At 65.4% G+C, this 18,904-nt stretch carries 25 protein-coding genes; 19 read left to right on the forward strand and 6 right to left on the reverse strand.

Annotated features, from left to right (window positions below; all coding sequences use genetic code 11):
* Nucleotide 1: 1 nt before the first annotated feature.
* Genes KTR9_RS07860 through KTR9_RS07925 form a run of 14 tightly spaced genes read left to right on the forward strand, consistent with a single transcriptional unit; the run spans nt 2 to nt 11,816 of the window.
* A complete protein-coding gene (locus KTR9_RS07860; protein ID WP_014925941.1) occupies nt 2-1,063 on the forward strand; it encodes a hypothetical protein in 1,062 nt (353 codons plus the stop codon).
* Nucleotides 1,053-2,759 carry a Gp37-like protein gene (locus KTR9_RS07865; protein WP_014925942.1) on the forward strand — a complete coding sequence of 569 codons (1,707 nt, stop codon included), beginning with the start codon at nt 1,053-1,055 and terminating at the stop codon, nt 2,757-2,759. The genes KTR9_RS07860 and KTR9_RS07865 overlap by 11 nt, the downstream gene beginning before the upstream one ends.
* Before the next feature lie 14 nt (nt 2,760-2,773).
* Entirely contained in the window at nt 2,774-3,217 is a 444-nt protein-coding gene (locus KTR9_RS07870; protein ID WP_014925943.1) for a phage gene 29 protein family protein, read from the forward strand.
* Nucleotides 3,217-4,317, forward strand: coding sequence for a hypothetical protein (locus KTR9_RS07875; RefSeq protein WP_014925944.1), 1,101 nt, complete (start codon nt 3,217-3,219; stop codon nt 4,315-4,317). Before KTR9_RS07870 ends, KTR9_RS07875 begins: the two co-directional genes overlap by 1 nt.
* A 1-nt stretch (nt 4,318) precedes the next feature.
* On the forward strand, nt 4,319-6,085 hold the full coding sequence (locus KTR9_RS07880) for a DUF7257 domain-containing protein (RefSeq protein ID WP_044506237.1): 1,767 nt from the start codon (nt 4,319-4,321) through the stop codon (nt 6,083-6,085).
* Nucleotides 6,085-6,399, forward strand: coding sequence for a hypothetical protein (locus tag KTR9_RS07885; RefSeq protein ID WP_044506239.1), 315 nt, complete (start codon nt 6,085-6,087; stop codon nt 6,397-6,399). The genes KTR9_RS07880 and KTR9_RS07885 overlap by 1 nt, the downstream gene beginning before the upstream one ends.
* Nucleotides 6,400-6,416: 17 nt before the next feature.
* A complete protein-coding gene (locus tag KTR9_RS07890) occupies nt 6,417-7,130 on the forward strand; it encodes a M15 family metallopeptidase (protein WP_014925946.1) in 714 nt (237 codons plus the stop codon).
* Nucleotides 7,130-8,044, forward strand: coding sequence for a hypothetical protein (locus tag KTR9_RS07895; protein ID WP_014925947.1), 915 nt, complete (start codon nt 7,130-7,132; stop codon nt 8,042-8,044). The genes KTR9_RS07890 and KTR9_RS07895 overlap by 1 nt, the downstream gene beginning before the upstream one ends.
* Nucleotides 8,045-8,046: 2 nt before the next feature.
* Entirely contained in the window at nt 8,047-8,472 is a 426-nt protein-coding gene (locus tag KTR9_RS07900) for a hypothetical protein (RefSeq protein WP_014925948.1), read from the forward strand.
* The gene (locus KTR9_RS07905; protein ID WP_044506241.1) at nt 8,472-8,861 is read left to right on the forward strand and encodes a hypothetical protein; all 390 of its coding nucleotides are present in this window, start codon (nt 8,472-8,474) and stop codon (nt 8,859-8,861) included. The genes KTR9_RS07900 and KTR9_RS07905 overlap by 1 nt, the downstream gene beginning before the upstream one ends.
* Nucleotides 8,858-9,247: a hypothetical protein gene (locus KTR9_RS07910; protein ID WP_044506243.1), complete on the forward strand. Its 390-nt coding sequence runs from the start codon at nt 8,858-8,860 to the stop codon at nt 9,245-9,247. The genes KTR9_RS07905 and KTR9_RS07910 overlap by 4 nt, the downstream gene beginning before the upstream one ends.
* Nucleotides 9,240-10,043 (forward strand): cutinase family protein, encoded by an 804-nt coding sequence (locus KTR9_RS07915; protein ID WP_014925949.1) that lies wholly within the window; start codon nt 9,240-9,242, stop codon nt 10,041-10,043. The genes KTR9_RS07910 and KTR9_RS07915 overlap by 8 nt, the downstream gene beginning before the upstream one ends.
* A 7-nt stretch (nt 10,044-10,050) precedes the next feature.
* On the forward strand, nt 10,051-10,614 hold the full coding sequence (locus tag KTR9_RS07920) for an RHS repeat domain-containing protein (RefSeq protein WP_014925950.1): 564 nt from the start codon (nt 10,051-10,053) through the stop codon (nt 10,612-10,614).
* A gap of 2 nt (nt 10,615-10,616) precedes the next feature.
* Nucleotides 10,617-11,816: an SGNH/GDSL hydrolase family protein gene (locus KTR9_RS07925; protein ID WP_014925951.1), complete on the forward strand. Its 1,200-nt coding sequence runs from the start codon at nt 10,617-10,619 to the stop codon at nt 11,814-11,816.
* Nucleotides 11,817-11,896: 80 nt separating this feature from the next.
* Here the strand turns inward: KTR9_RS07925 and KTR9_RS07930 are convergent, their stop codons facing one another.
* Nucleotides 11,897-12,805: a hypothetical protein gene (locus KTR9_RS07930; protein WP_158409748.1), complete on the reverse strand. Its 909-nt coding sequence runs from the start codon at nt 12,803-12,805 to the stop codon at nt 11,897-11,899.
* A gap of 154 nt (nt 12,806-12,959) precedes the next feature.
* On the opposite strand from KTR9_RS07930, the gene KTR9_RS27285 reads away from it, so the two are divergent.
* Together KTR9_RS27285 and KTR9_RS07935 are read left to right on the forward strand one after the other, a co-directional pair.
* Nucleotides 12,960-13,691, forward strand: a complete 732-nt coding sequence (locus KTR9_RS27285) for an abortive infection system antitoxin AbiGi family protein (RefSeq protein WP_158409749.1) — start codon at nt 12,960-12,962, stop codon at nt 13,689-13,691.
* A gap of 87 nt (nt 13,692-13,778) precedes the next feature.
* Nucleotides 13,779-14,312, forward strand: coding sequence for a hypothetical protein (locus KTR9_RS07935; RefSeq protein ID WP_014925953.1), 534 nt, complete (start codon nt 13,779-13,781; stop codon nt 14,310-14,312).
* Between the two features lie 150 nt (nt 14,313-14,462).
* Here the strand turns inward: KTR9_RS07935 and KTR9_RS07940 are convergent, their stop codons facing one another.
* The 5 genes from KTR9_RS07940 to KTR9_RS27600 all read right to left on the reverse strand — a co-directional run bounded on the left by KTR9_RS07940 (nt 14,463) and on the right by KTR9_RS27600 (nt 17,151).
* Nucleotides 14,463-14,852, reverse strand: coding sequence for a DUF6941 family protein (locus KTR9_RS07940; protein WP_014925954.1), 390 nt, complete (start codon nt 14,850-14,852; stop codon nt 14,463-14,465).
* Between the two features lie 42 nt (nt 14,853-14,894).
* Complete coding sequence (locus tag KTR9_RS07945; RefSeq protein ID WP_044506250.1) at nt 14,895-15,122, reverse strand: hypothetical protein; 228 nt, start codon at nt 15,120-15,122, stop codon at nt 14,895-14,897.
* A 180-nt stretch (nt 15,123-15,302) separates the two neighbouring features.
* The gene (locus tag KTR9_RS07950; RefSeq protein ID WP_049942583.1) at nt 15,303-15,731 is read right to left on the reverse strand and encodes a hypothetical protein; all 429 of its coding nucleotides are present in this window, start codon (nt 15,729-15,731) and stop codon (nt 15,303-15,305) included.
* 118 nt (nt 15,732-15,849) lie between these two features.
* Nucleotides 15,850-16,875 carry a PH domain-containing protein gene (locus tag KTR9_RS27930; protein WP_014925956.1) on the reverse strand — a complete coding sequence of 342 codons (1,026 nt, stop codon included), beginning with the start codon at nt 16,873-16,875 and terminating at the stop codon, nt 15,850-15,852.
* Nucleotides 16,876-16,977: 102 nt separating this feature from the next.
* Nucleotides 16,978-17,151, reverse strand: a complete 174-nt coding sequence (locus KTR9_RS27600; RefSeq protein ID WP_158409750.1) for a hypothetical protein — start codon at nt 17,149-17,151, stop codon at nt 16,978-16,980.
* A gap of 229 nt (nt 17,152-17,380) precedes the next feature.
* On the opposite strand from KTR9_RS27600, the gene KTR9_RS07960 reads away from it, so the two are divergent.
* The 3 genes from KTR9_RS07960 (at nt 17,381) to KTR9_RS07970 (ending at nt 18,827) form a co-directional block, all read left to right on the forward strand.
* Nucleotides 17,381-17,665, forward strand: coding sequence for a hypothetical protein (locus KTR9_RS07960; protein ID WP_014925957.1), 285 nt, complete (start codon nt 17,381-17,383; stop codon nt 17,663-17,665).
* Between the two features lie 226 nt (nt 17,666-17,891).
* Nucleotides 17,892-18,317 carry a DUF5994 family protein gene (locus tag KTR9_RS07965; protein ID WP_010843478.1) on the forward strand — a complete coding sequence of 142 codons (426 nt, stop codon included), beginning with the start codon at nt 17,892-17,894 and terminating at the stop codon, nt 18,315-18,317.
* A 72-nt stretch (nt 18,318-18,389) separates the two neighbouring features.
* Entirely contained in the window at nt 18,390-18,827 is a 438-nt protein-coding gene (locus tag KTR9_RS07970) for a hypothetical protein (RefSeq protein ID WP_044506254.1), read from the forward strand.
* Nucleotides 18,828-18,904: the final 77 nt, after the last annotated feature.

Genomic DNA, 18,904 nt, shown 5'->3' on the forward strand with positions numbered 1-18,904 from the left:
GGTGACGCTACCGGAGAACACCGCCTGGGATGCCCTGCCGTACCGCCTGCGGGCGGAGGGCATCACGAACAAGCTCATCAACCCCGACGGCCGGGTGTGGCATCTCACGGGCCCGTATGCGGGCGCTGAGGGCGCGATGATCAACGGACCGATCGACGGCCTCGGGTCGATCCCCGGCAAGGGCGTGTGGTCAGAGACCGCGAACTCGGCGCCGCGGTTCGAGCGGTGGGTCGACGAGCGCGCGGAGATTGCGTTCCGGGCGCTGCTCGTCGAAGACTCGGCGTTCGGCTGGTACTCGACCCGTCGCCGGTTCCTCGACGGGTTGTCGCACACAGACCCGTCGTGGTGGTCGGTGTCGACCCGCCGGTACGGCGAGGTGTGGGTGCCGGTACTCCTCGACAGCGAGAACGTCATCTACGAGGACGACCCCACCAACGGCGGCGACAACCTGTCGATGCACGACATGGTGCTGGCCGTGTCCGGTCAGCCGCGGTGGCGGCGCCCCGACGTCGTCGGCATGTGGAAGAACGAGGGCGCCGGCGTCGGCCCGATCAAGGTCGTCAACCGGGGTTCCATCCCGGCGTGGGCGTACTTCATCTGCGAGGGCGGCGGCCGCGTGAAGCTGCCGGACGGGCCGAACGCGATCATCACCAAGGACTCCAACCTCGACGTCGACCTGCCCGGGGTGCTCGGCCTGTTCCGCCGCGGCGAACTCACCCCTCGTGGCCGGCGGCTGCGCAGGGATCCACCCACCGTCATCGACATCGAACTCGGCGACGGCGAACACACCCTCATCGACACCGACCCGGCGCACCGCATCGCGATCGCCGACACCGACCCTGTCGACAACCCGTGGCTGCAGTTCATCCGGAACTCCGAACTGCTGTCGATCATCACAGGCAACGCGGGAGAGCGCGGACTCACCGTCCTGGAACGACTCACCGGCCAGGGATTCTCGGTGCCGATCCCTGCAGGCAGCGAAGCGACGCTGCAAGTCGCGCACTCGCGGGTCGGTGCACGCATCTGGTGCGTGGTGCCGCAGAGGTTCGATCATGCCTTCTGAAGTGACCGCGTCGACGGTCGCGTCTCTCGAGGCGCGGCGTTACGCCTACCTGCAGAGGCCTCCGACCGAACCGCTCATCCGGATCTGGGACAAAGACTTCCGGGTCCTCGCCCGAATCGAGGACCCGGAGCGCGCGGAGTGGGAAGAGCTCGACGACAAGGTCGGCGGCGCGGAAGCCGTGATCGTGGGCGACGAGTACGCGTGGCTGCGCAAGCTCGTCACCCACGACATCCCGTACGACCAGAACCTCATGATCACCGTCGACCCCGACCGCACGAAACCGCACGACTGGAAGTCGCGGTGGGGCGGATGGATCGACGACATCGAGGACGTTGTCGAGCAGGGCCAGCCAACCCGAACAACGCTGAAGTGCACCAGCTTCCGGGATCACCCGAACTTCATTTCGATCGCCGCCAACCCGATCAGCCCGATGCAGGTGCAGGCGCCGAAGATCTTCCTCAACGGCGGGCCGACCGCGTTCACCTGCTGCTCGACGGCGTTCATCAACCTGTTCCGCATCTACACGCTCAACGGGTTCTCGCCGATCCCGCGGAATCTTTTCAGCCCCAAGACGTGGCTCGAAAACACCCACATCCTGAACTGGCCGGTCCAGGTCATGCCGATGAACCCGCTGCTCGATCAGACGCGGTGGGGCACTCTGTCGTCGCGGTGGGGCAACCTCGAAACGGCGCAGGCTCCGCTGCTGAAGGACGCCGGCGTCACGAATCGCGCGTACACGTGGCTGCCCGGTGACCCTGCCCCGTACACGATCTTCGGTCCGGAGGTCGCCGAGCGGCTGAAGCCGCGGCGTGCGTGTGTCATCCTCGCGTGGGAAGACCACTCCGGTGTCGACGGTCCGACCGGCACCGCGATCGACGGCGCGCTCAACCTGGTCGCCGCCACGCTCGATGACCTCCTCACGTCGACGATCGTGCCGCTCGACCTCGACGCAGACAACGATTCAGAGCCCGATCCGTTCATCCGGAAGCTGCTCATGGTCGCGCCGAAACCGTCGCCGTTCACCTACCGCGACGCAGACCACGGCAACGTCCGCCGGTCGGTGATGAACATTCACAAACGGCGCGCGGTCACCACGGTGGTCGGCGGCAAATCGCCCCAGTGGCTCAACCAGGCAATCACTTTCGCCATCCGGTACGGGCTGTCTCAGCTCGCGACCGTCATCTCCTACGGTGTCGGCGCATCGGTCGGGACGAGCGCGGGCACCGAAGGTCTCGACAACCTGTACCAGGGTCAGCTCGACGACGTGTTCATGGCGTTCGCGCAGTACCACAACCCGTTCGCGTCGGCGGCCGCCGGACCGTACGCCCGAAACGAACACTTCGAGTCCGGCGCGGCGTCGGGACTCTCGGTGTCGACGCTGCAAGCCCTGGCGGCAGGGGACTACAAGAACCGCGCGTACATCTCGTGGGAGCACGAGGTCAGCGACGTCGCACCGTTCGTCCTCGGCGAGGACTTCGGGCTCGGCGAACGCGTCAACATCGAGCGCCGCGGGATCCTCTACACCGACCAGGTCAAGGGCATCAAACGGGTCCGGGAGAAGGGCAAGACCACCCGCCCGATCCTCACTCTCGGCGACGACACCCGCGAAGAAGACGGCCTGATTCGCGCGTTCCGCACCATCGGCGACGTCGCGAACTTCGCCGCATCCATCATTAACGCCGGCGACATGTTCTAGAAAGGCGAAAACAATTGGGCGACAGAGTATTTGCAGACTTTCCGTATGATCGACGGTTCACGAAAGAGGAGATCGCGGAAATCACCGCGCGTGCCGAGAAGATCGCCGACGCGATGCGGGACGGCGTCGCACCCAACGGGGCGATCCTCTACATCGACGAATCGTTGCTGCAGCTGTGGTCCGTGCACGCCGCTCTCGCCGGCGTCTACGTCGACGACGACCGCGCGTACATCGTGTCAGTGAAAATCCCCGACCAGGCTGGACAGTTCGCTGACTCCGTCGAATGGGTGATGCGCGAGGACCTTCCCGAGGATCACTCCGAGACCCAGGCTGACGCCGAAGCCCGTCAGATCGTCAACGCGCTCACCGAACGGCTGTCGCCCGAGGTGAAGCGGCGCGTCGCCGAGCAGTTCAGCACCGCGTTCACAGCGGTCAACGACACCGATCAGGAGGACTGATGACTGTTCTGCCCGACGAGCCCGTCCACATCGGCGACCGCACCGTCCGCCTACGGTTCTACGCGATTCCCCGCAAACCGGGCGACCCGCAGACCGTCGTCGGCACACTCACCCTCGAGGACAGCGAGGGCGTGCTGACCCTCGACGCGCTGGAGGGTGCGAAGGGAGACAAGGGCACCCCGTCGCCGATCATCCGGCCGCAGTGGGCGCACGGCTACTCCACCTCGTCGGCGCTGTATGCAGGAGAGAACACGCTCGGCGCCCCGGATGCCGGCCGGGCCTGGTACATCGGCGGGTTCTGGTACATCTGGACCGGCACCGCCTGGCGGCAGGAGCAGGGCTCGCTCGCCGGCCCGCCCGGGCCGACCCCTGATGTGTCGATGACCGCCGAGCTCGTCGAGCCGGCAGAGTCCGGCCCGTACGGGGAGGTCGAGGTCGAGGTGTCCGGCCCGGACTCGTCGCCGCACTTCCATCTGAAGATCCCGGGCATAGAGGGTCCGCAAGGCGACAACTCGACGATCATCGGCGCATCGGACTACGACAACACAGCGGCTCCGCTGGATGGTCAGGGCATCGTATGGGACTCTGCCGCATCAAAATTCAAGCCCGGTGACCTGTCCCCGTATGCGGCGACGATGTACACGATCCCGCAGAACGCGTTCGCCGGCGGCAGCTACTCGGCGGGGGAGCAGATCATCGCCCAGCTCGTCATCCCTGCGGCGCCGGTCGCGTGGTACCCGGACGTGATGGGTCACGTCCGGTGGCGTCGCAGCAACATCGGATCGGCGCAGGTGCAGATCGAGGTCCGCATCGAGGCGGTGACTGGCTCGCCGTCGGTGCCGGGGTCGGCGCCGATCGTCGGGCTCGGCCCCTACGACCCGTCGACGCTCGACACGACCACAGTCAGCCACATCGCGCCGCACTTCTCGTCCGACGCGGATCCGGGTCGCGCTGTGTCACCGACGTCGGAGGTCGGCCGCATCCCGGCGAATCAGGCCGTCACCGTGTGGGTGATCGCCCGCCGCACCGGCGGGTCGGGGTCGTACACGATCGACGCGACATGGTCCCAGCTCGCGATTCGCTGCTACCCGGTGAGCTGACATGCCTCGCGTCGTAGACCAGCGGACCCGCAGCCGCATAGACAAGGACCCCCTGCAGGGGCTCCTCGACTTCACCGACCTCGACAAGACGATCGAGACGTCCGGCGACCGGGTCACCGACGCGCTCAAGCACATTCGGGCGACGTTCGTGCAGTGGTTGAAGGACACCGTCGGCATCGATCTCACCGGCGTCGACGAGTTCGCCGCGTGGCTCGACACCCACCTCGGCCTGCCCAGCCTCGACCAGCTGTTGGCGGCTTTGCGAGGCGAGTACGAAGGCGAGAATCTAATCCTCCTCGCGATCGAGGCTCTGTTCGCGCCCGTGCGGCGTGTGCTGCAGGTCTTCACCGGCCGTCCCGGCGGGCTCGATGCCGCTCCCGCCGAGGTCGATTCGTTCTGGGACGACATGCAGAAGACGCTGAAGGGGGAGAGCACTGCGGGCTCGTGGTTCGAGGATGTGTCGATCGCCGCCGCGTCCGGCGTCGAGCAACTCGCCGAGAATATTGCGGGCGGTGTGGCGGCCGGAGCCGGGGCGATCGCAAACGCAGGCCAGAAGATCGCGGACTTGCTCGGACTGGCCGACTCCGCGCAGAAGATCGCAATGGCCGCCCAGCAGCAGATCCAGGACCTGCAGAACGAGACATCGAACCCCGACTTCAACGGATTCGCGTGGTCGACGATCTTCTCTGGAGCCGACGGCGACCCGCTGTCGTCGAGCGACTGGGCGGGGTCACCGGAGATCGTCATCCGTGGCGACAGCGGATTCGCCGGTGTCGCTGAGGGATCGGCCGATGGCTACTACCACAAGGTCTCGCAGTACGAGTACGAGACCGACACCCAGTCGGCGTCGATTGTGCTGGGCACCAGGACCAGCGACGACCAGTGGACGAGCGTCGAAGTGCGCTGCGATCCCGGCAAGACCCAAGGCGTCTTCGCCCGCGCAAACCGATCGACGATCCAGATTGGCCGGTTCACCCGTTCGGGCACCGCCTGGACGTGGACGCCGTGGTACTCGCGATCGCGAACCAACAATCAGGGCGACATCCTCCGGCTCCGAACTTCGGGAGACAACTACTATGTGCTCGTCAATGGGACCGCGGTCATCGACTGGACCGACTCGCCCGCCAGCGCCTCCAAGGGCGCAGGATTCCGCCGCGCCGGGTTCACACAGCGCAAAGACACGAACTTCCTCGGCCTACCGATCGCGTCGTGGCGCATCGCGTCCTTCGCCATGGCAGACTGGCTCCCGCCAGGAGGCGCAGTGACCACGCCGGCATGGAGGTTGCGGCGAGGCTCGGCCACCGAAGTGGCACTATCCGTCGCCCACGGCGCCACTGCGCTGATGCCCACCGGCTTCTACACCATCGCCGATCTCGCAAGCGCCGTGACGGTCGACGTGAGCGCCGGAGAAGTCACGATCATCGAATCCGGTTGGTACAGCATCAAAGCGACCAGCAGCAACCGCGACAACTCCCAAGACGTCGCGGGTGACGACGCCTACGACGTCCGCAACGCCTACCGATTGACGCCGTGGCAGCTCTACGTCGACGGCAGCCCGCTCGAGGGTCCGTTCCCGTCCGGCGTGCCCACCGAGATCTACCTCGCTGCGGGACAGAAGGTGCGCGTTGGGGCATCGGCGACGGTGCCCGTCTTCCCGAGCAACAGCTACGGGGCAACGGGATCTTCAAACTTCGCGATGCCGGCCCGCTCTCAGATCACCCACGTAGGCGGAGCGTCACCAGTGTTCACCGGACGAAAGGTCGCCTGATGGCCGACACCACATTCGCGCTCGACGAAATCCCCGGCGTCACCTTCACCGCCAGCTACGGATCCGGAGGCCAGACCGGGCTCCCATCGAACTGGGTTCGCATCGTCGGGACCATCGAAAACCCCTACTACGAACCGGGATACAACTACGGCCTCGACCCGAACGGTTACACCGAGGTCACCGATCCATGGAAACGCCACACCCCACTCGTCGAGGTGTGCGCGCTGGGCTTCGGCGGGCCAACCGGTAGCGGTCTGCCCGCCGAACCCCCGCCGCCTCCGGCAACACCCACCGAATCTGCCACCACCGAATAGAGAGGGGCTGACCCACGATGAGTTTCCGCACTGCATACGGCAATACGCACTCCGAGAACGGTTGGCGCATGGTCAACCGAGACGAGTGCGCGCTGATCCAGGGGCTCGCGTTCATGGACACCGCGCCGGTCCGGAAGGGGTACGCCTTCGAGGCGTTGTCGGCTTTCGCGCACTGGTACGACGCGAACGTCCCGGGCGAGATCGTCTCGTCGACATGGGGTTGGTCGAACACGAACGACGTGTCGACGTCGAATCACCTGTCGGGCACCGCGCTCGACATCAACGCCCCGCAGTACCCGTGGGGCGGCGACCGGATGGCCCGCGTGTTCCCCGAGCGCGTGGCTGCAATCCGCCGGGGCCTCGCCGAGTTCGAAGGAGTCATCTTCTGGGGCGCGGACTGGTCGCGGAAGGACGAGATGCACTTCCAGCTCAACCACGGCACCGCGTTCAAGGACGGCGCGTCCGATCGGCTGATCGACTTCGTGCATCGCCGCATCGAGGACGGGAAGCTGAAGGGCTCGGTCGGCAAGACCGCGCTCGATGCCGCGAAGGTCAACGCGTTCACTCAGGCGTTCATGGCGCCGATCGGCTCCGACGCGAAGGACAACCGAGAGCAGCTGTGCGGCGCCGGGGCTCGCGACGCCGGCGAGTTCGACGGGTGGGGCCAGCTCGGTGACGGCACGCTCACCGACGGACTGGCCGCGGTCCTAGATAAAGCGGTGAACCGCTGATGGGCACCTTCTGGGCAGATGTCTCGCAGTTCCAGCGTCTCGCGAACGACGAGTACCCGCATCGGGTGTTCTCGTTCCGCACCAACAGCGGCGACCAGCGCGACAAGAACGCCGCCTGGAACCTCGACTGGGCGCTGGCAGCGCTCAACCGCGGCGACCTCGACATCGTCATCCCGTACTACTTCTTCCGCCCGGGCGCCGCGAACTGCGACCTCTGGCGCGAGGTCGTCATACGCAACGGCCGCATCGACCCGCGCATCGTGTGCATGGTCGACGTCGAATCCGGTGCAGGCTCCTCGCAGGGAGCCATCCCGAACCGGGACCACTCCGCCGAGATCAACGACGAAATCCGCCGCATACGTCAGTGGCTCGGCGGATCCCGGGTGATCGGCTACTACAACCCCCGCGCCGACCCCGCCCTCTGGCAGTCGCGCGGGAACGTCCCGCTCGTCGTCCCGCATTACGGCGTCCGACCGGGCGAGTCGTACTCGTACCCGAACCGGTTCGCGCACCAGTACTCCGACCGCGTGCCGTGCGCCCCGTTCGGGCCGTGCGACGCCAACTACACCGACCTGTCCATCCCACAACTCAGAACTCTCTTCGGAATTGGAGGCACCACCATGGCAACAGACGTGGACAAGATCAATGAGTTCACCCGGGCGTTCAACGCGGCGATCGGCTCGGACACGAAAGACGTTCGCGAGCAGCTCGTCGGCGCGCGGGACCTCGTCTACAAGACCGCGCCCGACGGCCGGAAGGTCGTCGACATCGAGAAATCGTTCCCGGGCTGGGCGCAGCTCGGAAACCGCACCGTCGTCGACGCGCTCGCCGCGATCGGCGCCGCGCTTGGCATCCCAGGCTTCTACGACCCGCACGGCGTCGTGAAGAACCCCGCCGGCAGCAAGGAGAACTGACCATGTCCGTACCCACGCACACCCCCGCCCGCCTGATTGTCGGCCGTGAGCCGGCCATGATCTCCTCGGCGATCATGGCCATCATCGGACTCGTTTCCGGCTTCTGGCTGCCGATCTCGCCGACCACCCAGGCACTCATCCAGACATTCGTCGGCGCGGTGCTCGCACTCTGGGTGCTTATCGCGGTCCGGGAGAACGTCGTCCCCGGCATCCTCGCCGTTGTGCAGGCGCTGCTGCCATTGGTGGTCATCGCGGGCGCGGACCTATCCACCGACGAGCAGGGACAGATTTACGCCGCCGCAGCGATCCTGATCGCCCTGCTGGCCCGTCCGAACCTCACACCGAAGGTGAACGTGGTCGAGGGTGCGGTGGTGCCGGGTTCTATCCGCGACGAGCCGATCGCGGCCGACGGCAACAGCATCGGCTGATGCTGGGCGCGCGGCTGATGGCCGCGGTCACCGGCTGCATGCAGGTGGCGGTCGGCGTGCTGTACATCTCTCCGGAGGAGTTGGTGCGCCGGCCGTTGCAGCCAGGCCAAGTCTCTGCGGTGGTGTGGATCGAGAGCATCGGACCGATGTGGTTCCTCGGCTTTGTTCTGACCGGCCTGTTCCTCCTCGCGGCTGTCGTGCGTAGGCGGGGATTTATCTTCGCTCACGTTGGCGCATCAACGTTCCTCGCGGCCTACGCCGGCTGCATCCTCTTCTCTGCCGTTTTGACCGAACCGCCGGTTCCTGTAGTCCACGGGACGTTCGCGGGCTTCATGGCGATTCTGCACATCGCGATCGCCCGTGGTGACGCTGAAAGGAACTGTCGGTGAGTCCAGAACTGATCGCCTCCTTCGGAGGCCTCCTCGCCGCTATCGGTGCCCTCGTGACCGGCATCCTGGCGACGCGATCCAAGGTAAAGCTCGACGACATCGCCAAGCTGCATGCCCGGATCGAGGAACTCGAGGCCGACCTGGTCAAGGAGAGGGAGGCCCGCGACCGCGACGCCGACCAGGCCCGGGCGAAGCACTCTCGGGTCATCGCGGACTACGAGGCCGAGCTGGCGGAGCTGAAAGAACGGCTACGGCAGCGTGACCAGACGATCAGCCACCTGGATCGGGTGGTGTTGGCTCTGCGGACCTACGTCGCTCGCGCGCGACGGAGGCTCATCGACAACGAGGTCGACGTACCCGAGGAAGTCGAGGGCATGAATGACTGACATGCCCTGCTATGTGGTCACGGTCCGCGGTATCGGCGAGCCGATGGACGGAAACATGCTGTCGCAGTTCGTGGAGCGGCTCGGCGCCGGATGGACGCACGTCGAGGTCGACTATCCGGCGGCGTACGCGTTCGTCAACGGGCAGCGCAACCCGCTCGCCCCGGACTACGACACCACGAAACGGCTCGGCCGCGCGCAGGTGCGGATCGAGCTGGCGATCATCAGGGCTGAGCACCCGGACGCGACCGTTGTCCTCGCCGGATACTCGGCCGGCGCCGACATCGTCGACGACCTCGCCGTCTCGGGCATCATGTCCGAGTTCCCTCAGGTGAAGCGGTGCGTGGCGGTTGCGAACCCGTCGAACCCCGGCTCGAATGGGCTGGCCGACTACGGGATCGCCGCGCCGGAACGCGGCCGCCAGCACGTCGACTCTCGCGTCATCCCGGTCAACCACCCGGGCGACGTTATTTGCTGCTGCCCGCCGCGGTCGCCGCTGCGCGTCATCGCGACACTCACCCCGCGGATGCAGCTCGCCGACCGGTCGGCGTGGGCGCGCGACGTCCTGGCGAAGCTCGGGAACCCGACGGTCCGCGCCGAGATCGATCGACAGCTCGGCGCGTGGTGGGACCCGCGGAACTGGGGACGCTACGACCGGGCCGCGAAAGACGCACGCGGCTACCTCGGTCTCGGTGTCCGGTCCACGCACGCCATTTACAACCGGCGGCCGCTCGGCGGGCTGTCGATGCTCGAGCACGCCGCTGACCGTGTGCTGACCGAACTCCTCGAAAGGACGTGAGCGACCGATGAAGTGGATCAACCTGCTCAACCAGGTGGGCCCGCATCCGCCCGGGAAGAACCTACGCGTCGACACCGCATCCGCCGCTGTACTCGTCATGCGCGGCGACGCCGAGTACATCGACGACCCCGCGACGCCAGATGTCGACGAGAGCCTGGGGTTCGTGTTCACGATCAACGGGAGGTCGGGTCAGGTCGACCTCACGAAGGCCGACCTCGGCCTGTCGAAGGTCGACAACACCTCCGACGAGGAGAAGCCGATCTCGGAGTTGGTCGCCGCCGAGCTCGGCGGGAAACTGTCGATTGCCGACGCCCCGGATGTGGTCGCGGCCGCGGTCAACTCACCCGAAGTGAAAGAAGCACTCGACGCGGCTTATGCCCCGCTGATGCCTGACACCGGGATCACCTACGACGGCAGCGGGAACGTTCAGACGGTCACCGAGAACGGCGTCACGACGACCTACACCTACAACCCGGACGGCACGGTCGCGACCGACACCCGCGATGGCGTCACCCGCACCTACGGCTACGACGGCAACGGCAATCTCACGAGCATCACGGTGGAGGACTGACCATGGACCCAGTAACCCTCGGCATGGCCAAGGCCGACGCCGCGAAGAAGTACGCGCACTCGACTCGAGGGATGCAGAGCCACCTCTACAATTTTTCGGCGAAGAACTTCCGGAAGACCGCGGCCGCGCTCGCCCGAGTCCGCAACGGCGACGGCGACATGCGCCTACTCTGTGTCGGCGACTCCACCACCGCCGGGGCGAAAGCCTCGACCGCCGCGACCTACGTCGGGCAGAAGGCCTACCCGCGGCGACTCGCCGAACTACTCAACACCTACATGATCCCCGCCGCGCCAGGGCTCGTCACGCCCCGCGGCACCTCGACGGCGATCTCCGCCGACACTCGGTGGACCGCGGGTGCCGGGTGGGCGATGAACGGCTGGACCAACGCCTACTGCGGGTTCGGTGGGAAGGGTGCGAACTACCGCGGCACCGGTGTTACCGGCGGCGCGCTCACCTTTCAAGAGCCCGGCGTCCTGGCCGACACCTTCGATGTCTACTTCCGGCGCGCGCCGTCGAGCGGCACCGCGGGTACGTTCTCCGTTCAGGCGACCGGCGGGTCGGTGGTCAACGCCGACGCGGCCGCGGTCGGAGGCGCGCCGCGCCTCGACAAGGTGACCGTCACCGCAGGATCAGCCGCGGCGACCAACGTCGTCACCATCCTCGGGCTGACTGCAGCGAAGAACGTCGAGATCACCCACATCGTGCCGCGCCTCTCGACCAAGTCTCAGGTGCTCGTCGGCAACGCCGGCATCAGTGGGTCGACGACGCTCGACTGGGTGACCTACAGCTCCAACAGCACGGCCAACGACTTCGGTGGGCTCGGTGCGATTAAGTCCTACGCGCCCGACCTGACGATCCTCGATCTCGGTATTAACGACGCGAACGCATTGGCCTCGCCCGCCGCCGACTACGTGAGTCGGCTTCAGCAGATCATCACCGCGGCGAAAGTATCCGGTGACGTCATCCTCAAGACGATGATGCCGACCGCCGCGTCGGTGGCCCCGGCCACGGCCGCACTCGAAGCCGAGTACGTCGCCGCAGTGAGGGGACTGGGGGTGCCGGTGATTGACTATTTCTCGCGCGCCGCGCCGGGCAACGACTACCTCGCGGGCGGGATGCTCAACGCCGACGCCATCCACGGCACCGACTTCGGATACCTCGACGTCGCGAGTGTCTCGTTCGAGGCGCTACGCGCGTTCTGACTCCGTGTGCACCCGGTATTCCGGTCGTCGACAGTGCCCGGAGGATGGACGCACGAAGCTGTGGGTCGATGACCGCGATGTTAGATCCAAGCGTAAAGGCGGGTGCTGCCATCGGGCATATTCCTGTACCCACCTCCAACCGGGCTGCCACCACGCAGGCCAGTTTCCACACACACAGCAGCCTGCCTGAGCGCCGCAGCCATCCGTTCCTCGGGCAACGATGCATTGACGGCCGCATAGAGACGGTCGCCGTCACGCAAGAGGATCGCGGACAACGTTTTGTCCTCAAGCGCGGGTAGCTGAGCGCTGTATTCGCTCATGGCTTGTGCTGAGATCGTGTAGTCGGGCAAAGCGCCGGCTGCGGGCTCAACTTGATACTCAGCCAACACATTTGCGAAGTCGGACCAGGCGGTGCCTACAACAACGGATCTCTCTTCGAGTTCCTCGAACTGTGTCAACCATTCCGCGAGGTCCGCAACCTGTGTCTTTGTACTCAACCCCAGGTCGGCCCGAATCGCGAGAGTAAGGCCCGTCAGTAGTTGCGCGACGAACTTGCGCTCAGCTGCGATACGCCGCAGGGCGATCTCAGGAACGCCGTGACTGCGTGTGAACGGAACGATCACGGTCGGTTTGAGGGTGAAGATCTGCATGAGGACTGGAGCGACGTGGGTTCTCGCCACGACGAGCGTCTCTGTCGTCTTGTGGATGAGCTTGCCGTATGCCGAATCGACGGCGTGCCACGCAGGCGTCAGGTCAGGTACCGGCGACTGATGCAGAGTCCGGTCCACGTTTTCCACAATGGCCGAGTCGAAGTCCTGGACTGCCCGCAATAAGTCGATGTATCGCTCGGTGACTTGGTCTCGCTCCCACCCGCGTTGATTTTCCAGGCGAACGGCACGTCTGTTTATGAACGCCGCCCAGCTGGCACCCCCCGCGGCGACCGCCGAAACCCCGAGCGTTGCATATGAAATCCAGTCAGGCACAGGCACTGCGCAATCATGCCCCACCCAGGCGACCAAGGCTCACTGTTTGTCCGGGCAGGGGACGCTCGGCACCCGCCCACTACGGGAAGTGCGTATGCGTCACGCGTGTTCCTGTACACGTTCTGCGGACGCTGTGTTGATCGTCAGCCATAATTCGGCGATGACATCGATCGAGCAAATGCTCCACCGACGGAATGACTTGAGTACCTTTCTCGTGCACTTCGTTCGGGACATCCCGCCCCAGCAAACTTCGGAACAAGCGCTGTGGTCGATCCTAACGAACGGCCGAATCGAGGCGAGGAACGCGTATGGCCTGGCAGCGCGACATGCTGATCCGGACGTCGTTGCGACGCAGCGCGTGGTCTGCTTCACCGAAACCCCACTTGAGCACTCGTGGACCATGACGCAGGAACTCGCGGAAGATCGCGCGATGAAATTTGCTCCGTATGGACTAGCTTTCACCAAGACGTTTGCCCGACGCAATGAATGTAATCCAGTCTGGTACGTCAACCACACACCCGGATACGACTGGCCCACGAACGCGCTTAACGCTGCGATCGCTACAGAATCGCGACCACTGAACGACCCTCGATCGATCTATCGCGTGACACCGTTCGTTGAACAGATGGGTACGTGGACAACGAGCCGCAAGGAGTTTTGGTGGGAGCGGGAGTGGCGTCGAGTAGGCGACCTCAACTTTGATGCGACTCATGTTGTCGCAGTGCTCGCGCCAGCAGCGAGGCACAGCGATTTCAGGGCGTGGATCGATGGAGTCCCCGCATTCTCGGTCCGCGCCTCACCTCTGCCACTCCTGGATCCAAATTGGGGTCTAGAACGCATGATCGCGGCCTTGTCGGGCGTGAGCCCTGGCGACATTGGGCCCTTCCCGTAGCCAGGCGGACGGTGCGGCCTGCGACTCCGATTCGCTCGTTCGTACGACATGGGTAGCCATCCCAGGGTGGAGTGTCACAATCGACCGATGGACTGGGCGACGTTCGTGTCTATCATCGGTGCACTTGGTGTCGGATCAATTCTCACGCAGCACTTCGCGAGTGGCCGGGACCGCCGACAGGTCCGCGCGGAGGTGCTCGACCGTCTGGAAGAGGTCGAGACGAAGCGATGGGCAGGCGACGGTGGCGTTCGGCTCGAAGATTTCATTGCCGCCATCCACCGGTTTGAGACGGCTGCACTGATCGCGCGAATCCCCCGTGAGGCCGTGCGCCAGTACATCTTCTACGCTTTCGCTGCGAATTCGCGCAGTAGAGCGAACGTTGAGGACGACAGAGACGATGGGTTTTTCGATCCCGACACGTCAGGCGGCATCGATGCTGAGTTCGCGGACGCAGTTCGAGACGAGGCTAACGAGATCGCCGGACTCGTTTGGACACCGCTTCGCTCGAGACTCGGGTTGTCCAAACGGCTGAGGACGAGGCACCTCGCTGCGGTGCAACATATCCCCGCGAGGAGTCTTCAGCACGCGGAGTCGGCTTTCGGACCACTCGCCCGGGCATAACGCGAACTGGCCGCTCACCGGTTCCAGCTGTAGCAGTGAACAGACCCGTTTACGCCTGGCCATCTGGCCCGTCCGTCAATCACTTCCCAAAATCCGGGGCGCACCACGAACACGCGGAAGACGACGGCACGCCCGACTGAGGCTCCGGCGCTACGGAGAGACCGTCGGGTCGATGTGAATGGTCAGCGGAACTGTGGCGGTGGTGCCATCCGCAGTGACGATGAAGACGTGGCGCCCGGGCCTGCGGAACGTTGTACGAATCGTCTGATGCAGGCCGCGGTTTTCCCCGTCGCCGAGGTCCGCCGTGATCGTCTGGTCGCTCCGACCCAAGACTTCACCGTCGGGATCGATGATCTCGATGCTCAACTCGTAATCGCGGCCCTCATCCTCGATGGACGCCTGCAGCAGCATGATGAGCTCAAACTGGCCGGTCATCGACTCGGGGTGGATGCCCCATGTGTCCAGGATTCCGCCATAGATGTTGATCTTCTTGTTGACCGTTTCGGCATGTTCAGCAATCAGCAGGCCAGTTAGCAGCATCTCGCGATTCTAGGGTGTACCCGCGATGTGCGGCGGGAAGCGTCACGGCTCCCAGTCGTCGCCGAGCACCGCGGCCAGCCGGTCAGCCAGATCGGGTGTTTCGGGGCGACGGCTGTAGAGCACGTCCTCGCACTCGACCGCGAGCGCGAGTAGTTCAGCATCGGGCTCCGCCCACCCACCGTCAGACACCAGCTGGTGCGCGGCCTGCTGTCGCCGCATCAGCGACAGCACGGCATGGGCAGCGGCGCGCAGGGTCTCGCGATCGGTCACGGATCAATTGTCGCCCGGGGAACCGAACGCCCCTGCGCTGCGTCCAATCCCCATGCTTGTCGACATCCTCGCGATCATCGTCTGCGTCGCAACCGCTGGCTGGCTCCTGGCCTCCCGCACCGAATGACGACGGCCCGTCCTCCAAATCGGAGGGCGGGCCGACGGCCGTCGTTGAGTGATCTAGCCGAGGCTGCCGAACAGCGGTGGCGGTGACTGAACCGTCACCGGCGTCGGTTCAGTAGTGGCACTGGTACTGAAGGCCGCCTTTGTTCCCCAGACACGACCTCCGCCTTTCGGGTAGCAGCCCCAGTCGACGTTGTAATTACCGTCTGGCACCCGCTGGAACCGCACTTCTGTGTCACCGGTGGAAACAGGAAAGAAGTCAGGACTGCCGCCCTCCTCGAGCGCGTTGCCCATGCCCTTCGAGAAGACGAACGAGGGGTCGACCTCTGGGTTCCAATCCGTCCTGGTGCCGAAGACGCCGCAATCGATCGGAGCCCCTGAGTTGTTGTGCAGGGTCACGGTCACGGTCGACCCGGCCGAACTGGCCGAGATGTAGACATCGGTTGGTGCAGCCGAGGCGACACCTTGGCCGGCGAGCACCGCCATGGCCGCTGCGGCAAGGGAACTGAGCAACAATCGCGTTCGCATACGGCCATCTTCGCATCCCACCGGAACCGTCTCCCTGTCGGCTGCGTCCAACCCTCATGATCCCCGAAACGTCAGGTCACCCAGCCCGAGGCGCGGTGTGCTCGGTCCACTGCGTGCCGTCCCAGTAACGCAGGAGCGCAGGGTTGTTGGCGTCAGGGTACCAATCGGCCGGTACCGAGGGTGGTGGCGGGGGCGTCGGTGCGGCTGGCGCGGGGGCTGGTGCAGGCGTGGGTGCTGGAGTTGGGGCCGGCGTCGTCGTGGTTGCCGACGGACCCGGAACGTGCCCGCTCATGATTGCTCGAACGCGATCGACGATCGCCTTTCCATCAGCCTTGACGACATTCGAGATCTCGGCCTTGTTGCCGCTAGCGAAAATCGTGATCGTGCCCATCACAACTCCCGCCGACCACTGGATCGACGAGATCTTGTCCAGCGGGAAGTCCTCGGTGGTCTGGCCCATGATGCCGTGGAAGACGAACAGTAGCCGAGTGTTCGTCAGCACGAGGAGTCCTTGACCGCGGCCGTACTGGCCAGCACACATCATCGAGACCGTTTCGGCTCCCCAGAGGTGGGACTCGAGGTTCTTCAGTTCCCGGCTGACGCCCATGGTTCCGAACATCCGCTCGCGGGCCTCGTGGATGTCCGGCCGCAAGCCGCTCTGTTCCGCCCGGATCTCAGCGCGCTGCGCGTTGAAGGCGTCCGCCTTTGCGCTGAGTTCGTCGCCACGGGCCTGCATTCGCTGGACCATCGAGGGTGCGGGTTGAGCCGTCATCGCAGCCGGCTTCACGAACTGACGCGCGGCGTTCACCGCTTCGACGAACTCACCCACCTTCTCCTTGCCGGACAGGAACGCGTTGACATCCTCGATTTCGTTCTTCGCCCAGCCGACGCGATCGGCGAGGATGAAGCGGACCCATCCGCGCGCGAGGACGGTCTTCTCCTTGAACTCGACTTCAGTGATCGCCCCGAGTGGGATCACCCAGGGCGACGACTCCTTCTTGTGCTTCGCCACCGTCATTCCGGCATGCGTGAGCGTCACAGTCCCCGCTTCGGTGTCCAGCACGGCTTCGCAGCCGAAACCCTTGTAGGTCGTCGTCGTCATTGACAGCCTCCTTCGTCGTCGATCAGTGATTGTGCACTGGGTAGACGAACGTCGCCGCAAATGACGGATTTTGGGGCCGACATTCCCTAGGGTCGACCCATGTCATACGGCGATGTAGAACGTCACGCGATCCGAGCCAAGGAACTGGCAGGGGAAGCGCAGAGAGGGTTCGGCCACGATCAGGGAGATCATGCCACCCTGGCGCAGGCGGTAGGCGAGCTGGCAATTGCCGTCGCCGAACTCGCCGGGCAGCTGCACCGCGACAGCTGACCCCACACGACCCACCGCTTACCCACCGCAAATGGGTGGAATAGATGCGAAGGCCCAGACTCAGGCGGACGATCACAACCACTTGAGCTGGACAGAACGTTCTGAGCGGTACTAGAAGAACTGCCTCGAACGGCGGTGCGCATCGAGTAGGTCTGGGGTTCGATTCCCCATAGCTCCACAAGTTTCGACGACGACGCACCCTGCGGGCCCATCGGCCGGCAGGGTGTTTCGTTGTGTGCGGCTGGCCACTGAGGCTTCGGCGCAGGTGCCGACGGTCGCCGGCCTGGCCGGTTACTACACGCTGTGGGTTCGTTATCTCCGGACGGGACGGCCGGTGGCGGCTCTGTATCGACCGGTCTGGGGTGTGCCGGTTCCGATGGCCGTCCTGCCGGTGCTGGTGTTCGTCGCCGCGGCCGGCTGGCTGCGCAATCCGTGGCTCGGGGCGTCGGTTGTGGTCCTCGCCGTCGGGCACGTGCCGGCGGCGCTGCGTATCGCCCGCGAGGTCAGCGACGCGCGCTGACCAGGCCGGTCCGCACGACACGGACTCGTCGTCGCGGCGGTGCGCCCGTGACGGGTGCCGGGAGTACACTTCAGGCAACTGGATCGAACATCTGACAGACCCCTGTCGGCGTCGCCGGTGTCGAATGGTCACTCTTCGCGTGACCAAGTCAGGTGGCAACGGTGATGATCGGTTCACGTGTCGTGAGCATCCGCCCGCAAGGGCTCGCGTACACCGGAGATCGGCGATGAAGCCGCTGCTCGGCCCGCCCCGGGTCCGGTTCGGGCTGGATCCCGCCGCCGCGATCAACGGGGCTTGGTACCCGTACACCTTGCGCCTCGCCGAGGAACTGCCGGGCATGCTCGCGGCCGCTCGCCCTCAGATCGGCGAGGTCAGCGGAATCGACGTGAACTGGAGCAGCTTCCGCCGGCTTCCGGGCCTCGATTCACCGGACTCGCCGGAGATGCCGCCACTGATGACACTCACGTGCGGAAGCAATACCGTGATGCTCCTGGTCATCCCGCCGCGGACGGCGTCGTCGCTGGCGGCCATCCTCTTACGGCAGGCAAGCGACACCGCCGCGCCGGGCGGTCAGTGCCACTCGCTCGAATATCGACGTGCCGAGCGCATCCTGGTCCGTGCGGGTAGCCACGCGGCCCCAGCCGTCCGCTGAACCGCGTCGAAGGCAACGCCCGTCGCGCTGACTTCGACACCGCTGCCGAGCGGCCCGGTGTAAATTTCGCTCATGACCGCCGCGATGCTGACGTTCGCCGGGACGTTGCTCGTGGCGGTGATCGGTGCGGTCATCGCACGACTCGACGCCAACGACCGGCATCAGAAGCTCGCGCAGAAGGTCGATATTTTGGCCAAGTTGCCGCATGACTCACCGGCACACGCACGGATGAGCGGCATCGTCGTCGACGCCATCGACGAACTCGGTGAGTACGAGCACCGACGGCGGAGCGCGGTCTTCCAGCGTCGGGCTCTGACGATGGCATTTCTCGCCTGGCTCGTGGTGGTCGGCCTGCGCATAGCGGCCGAGCAGTTCGACGTCGGGCACTACGAGCAGATCATGCACTATGCCGCGGTCACGCTTCTCGTGCTGGGTTTCGTACTCGTGTTCGCCTCGGCGGTCGCGACCATCCGCGACGTCCGGCATCGCGACGAAGAACCCTCGTCGTGAGCTGAGTGGCGAGCCGCGGGTGTGCCCCTCCCCGCACCACGATCGAACTGCCCCGACGGGTCCACCCAAACGCACGT

Source organism: Gordonia sp. KTR9, from assembly GCF_000143885.2.
In the GTDB taxonomy this organism is placed as follows: domain Bacteria; phylum Actinomycetota; class Actinomycetes; order Mycobacteriales; family Mycobacteriaceae; genus Gordonia.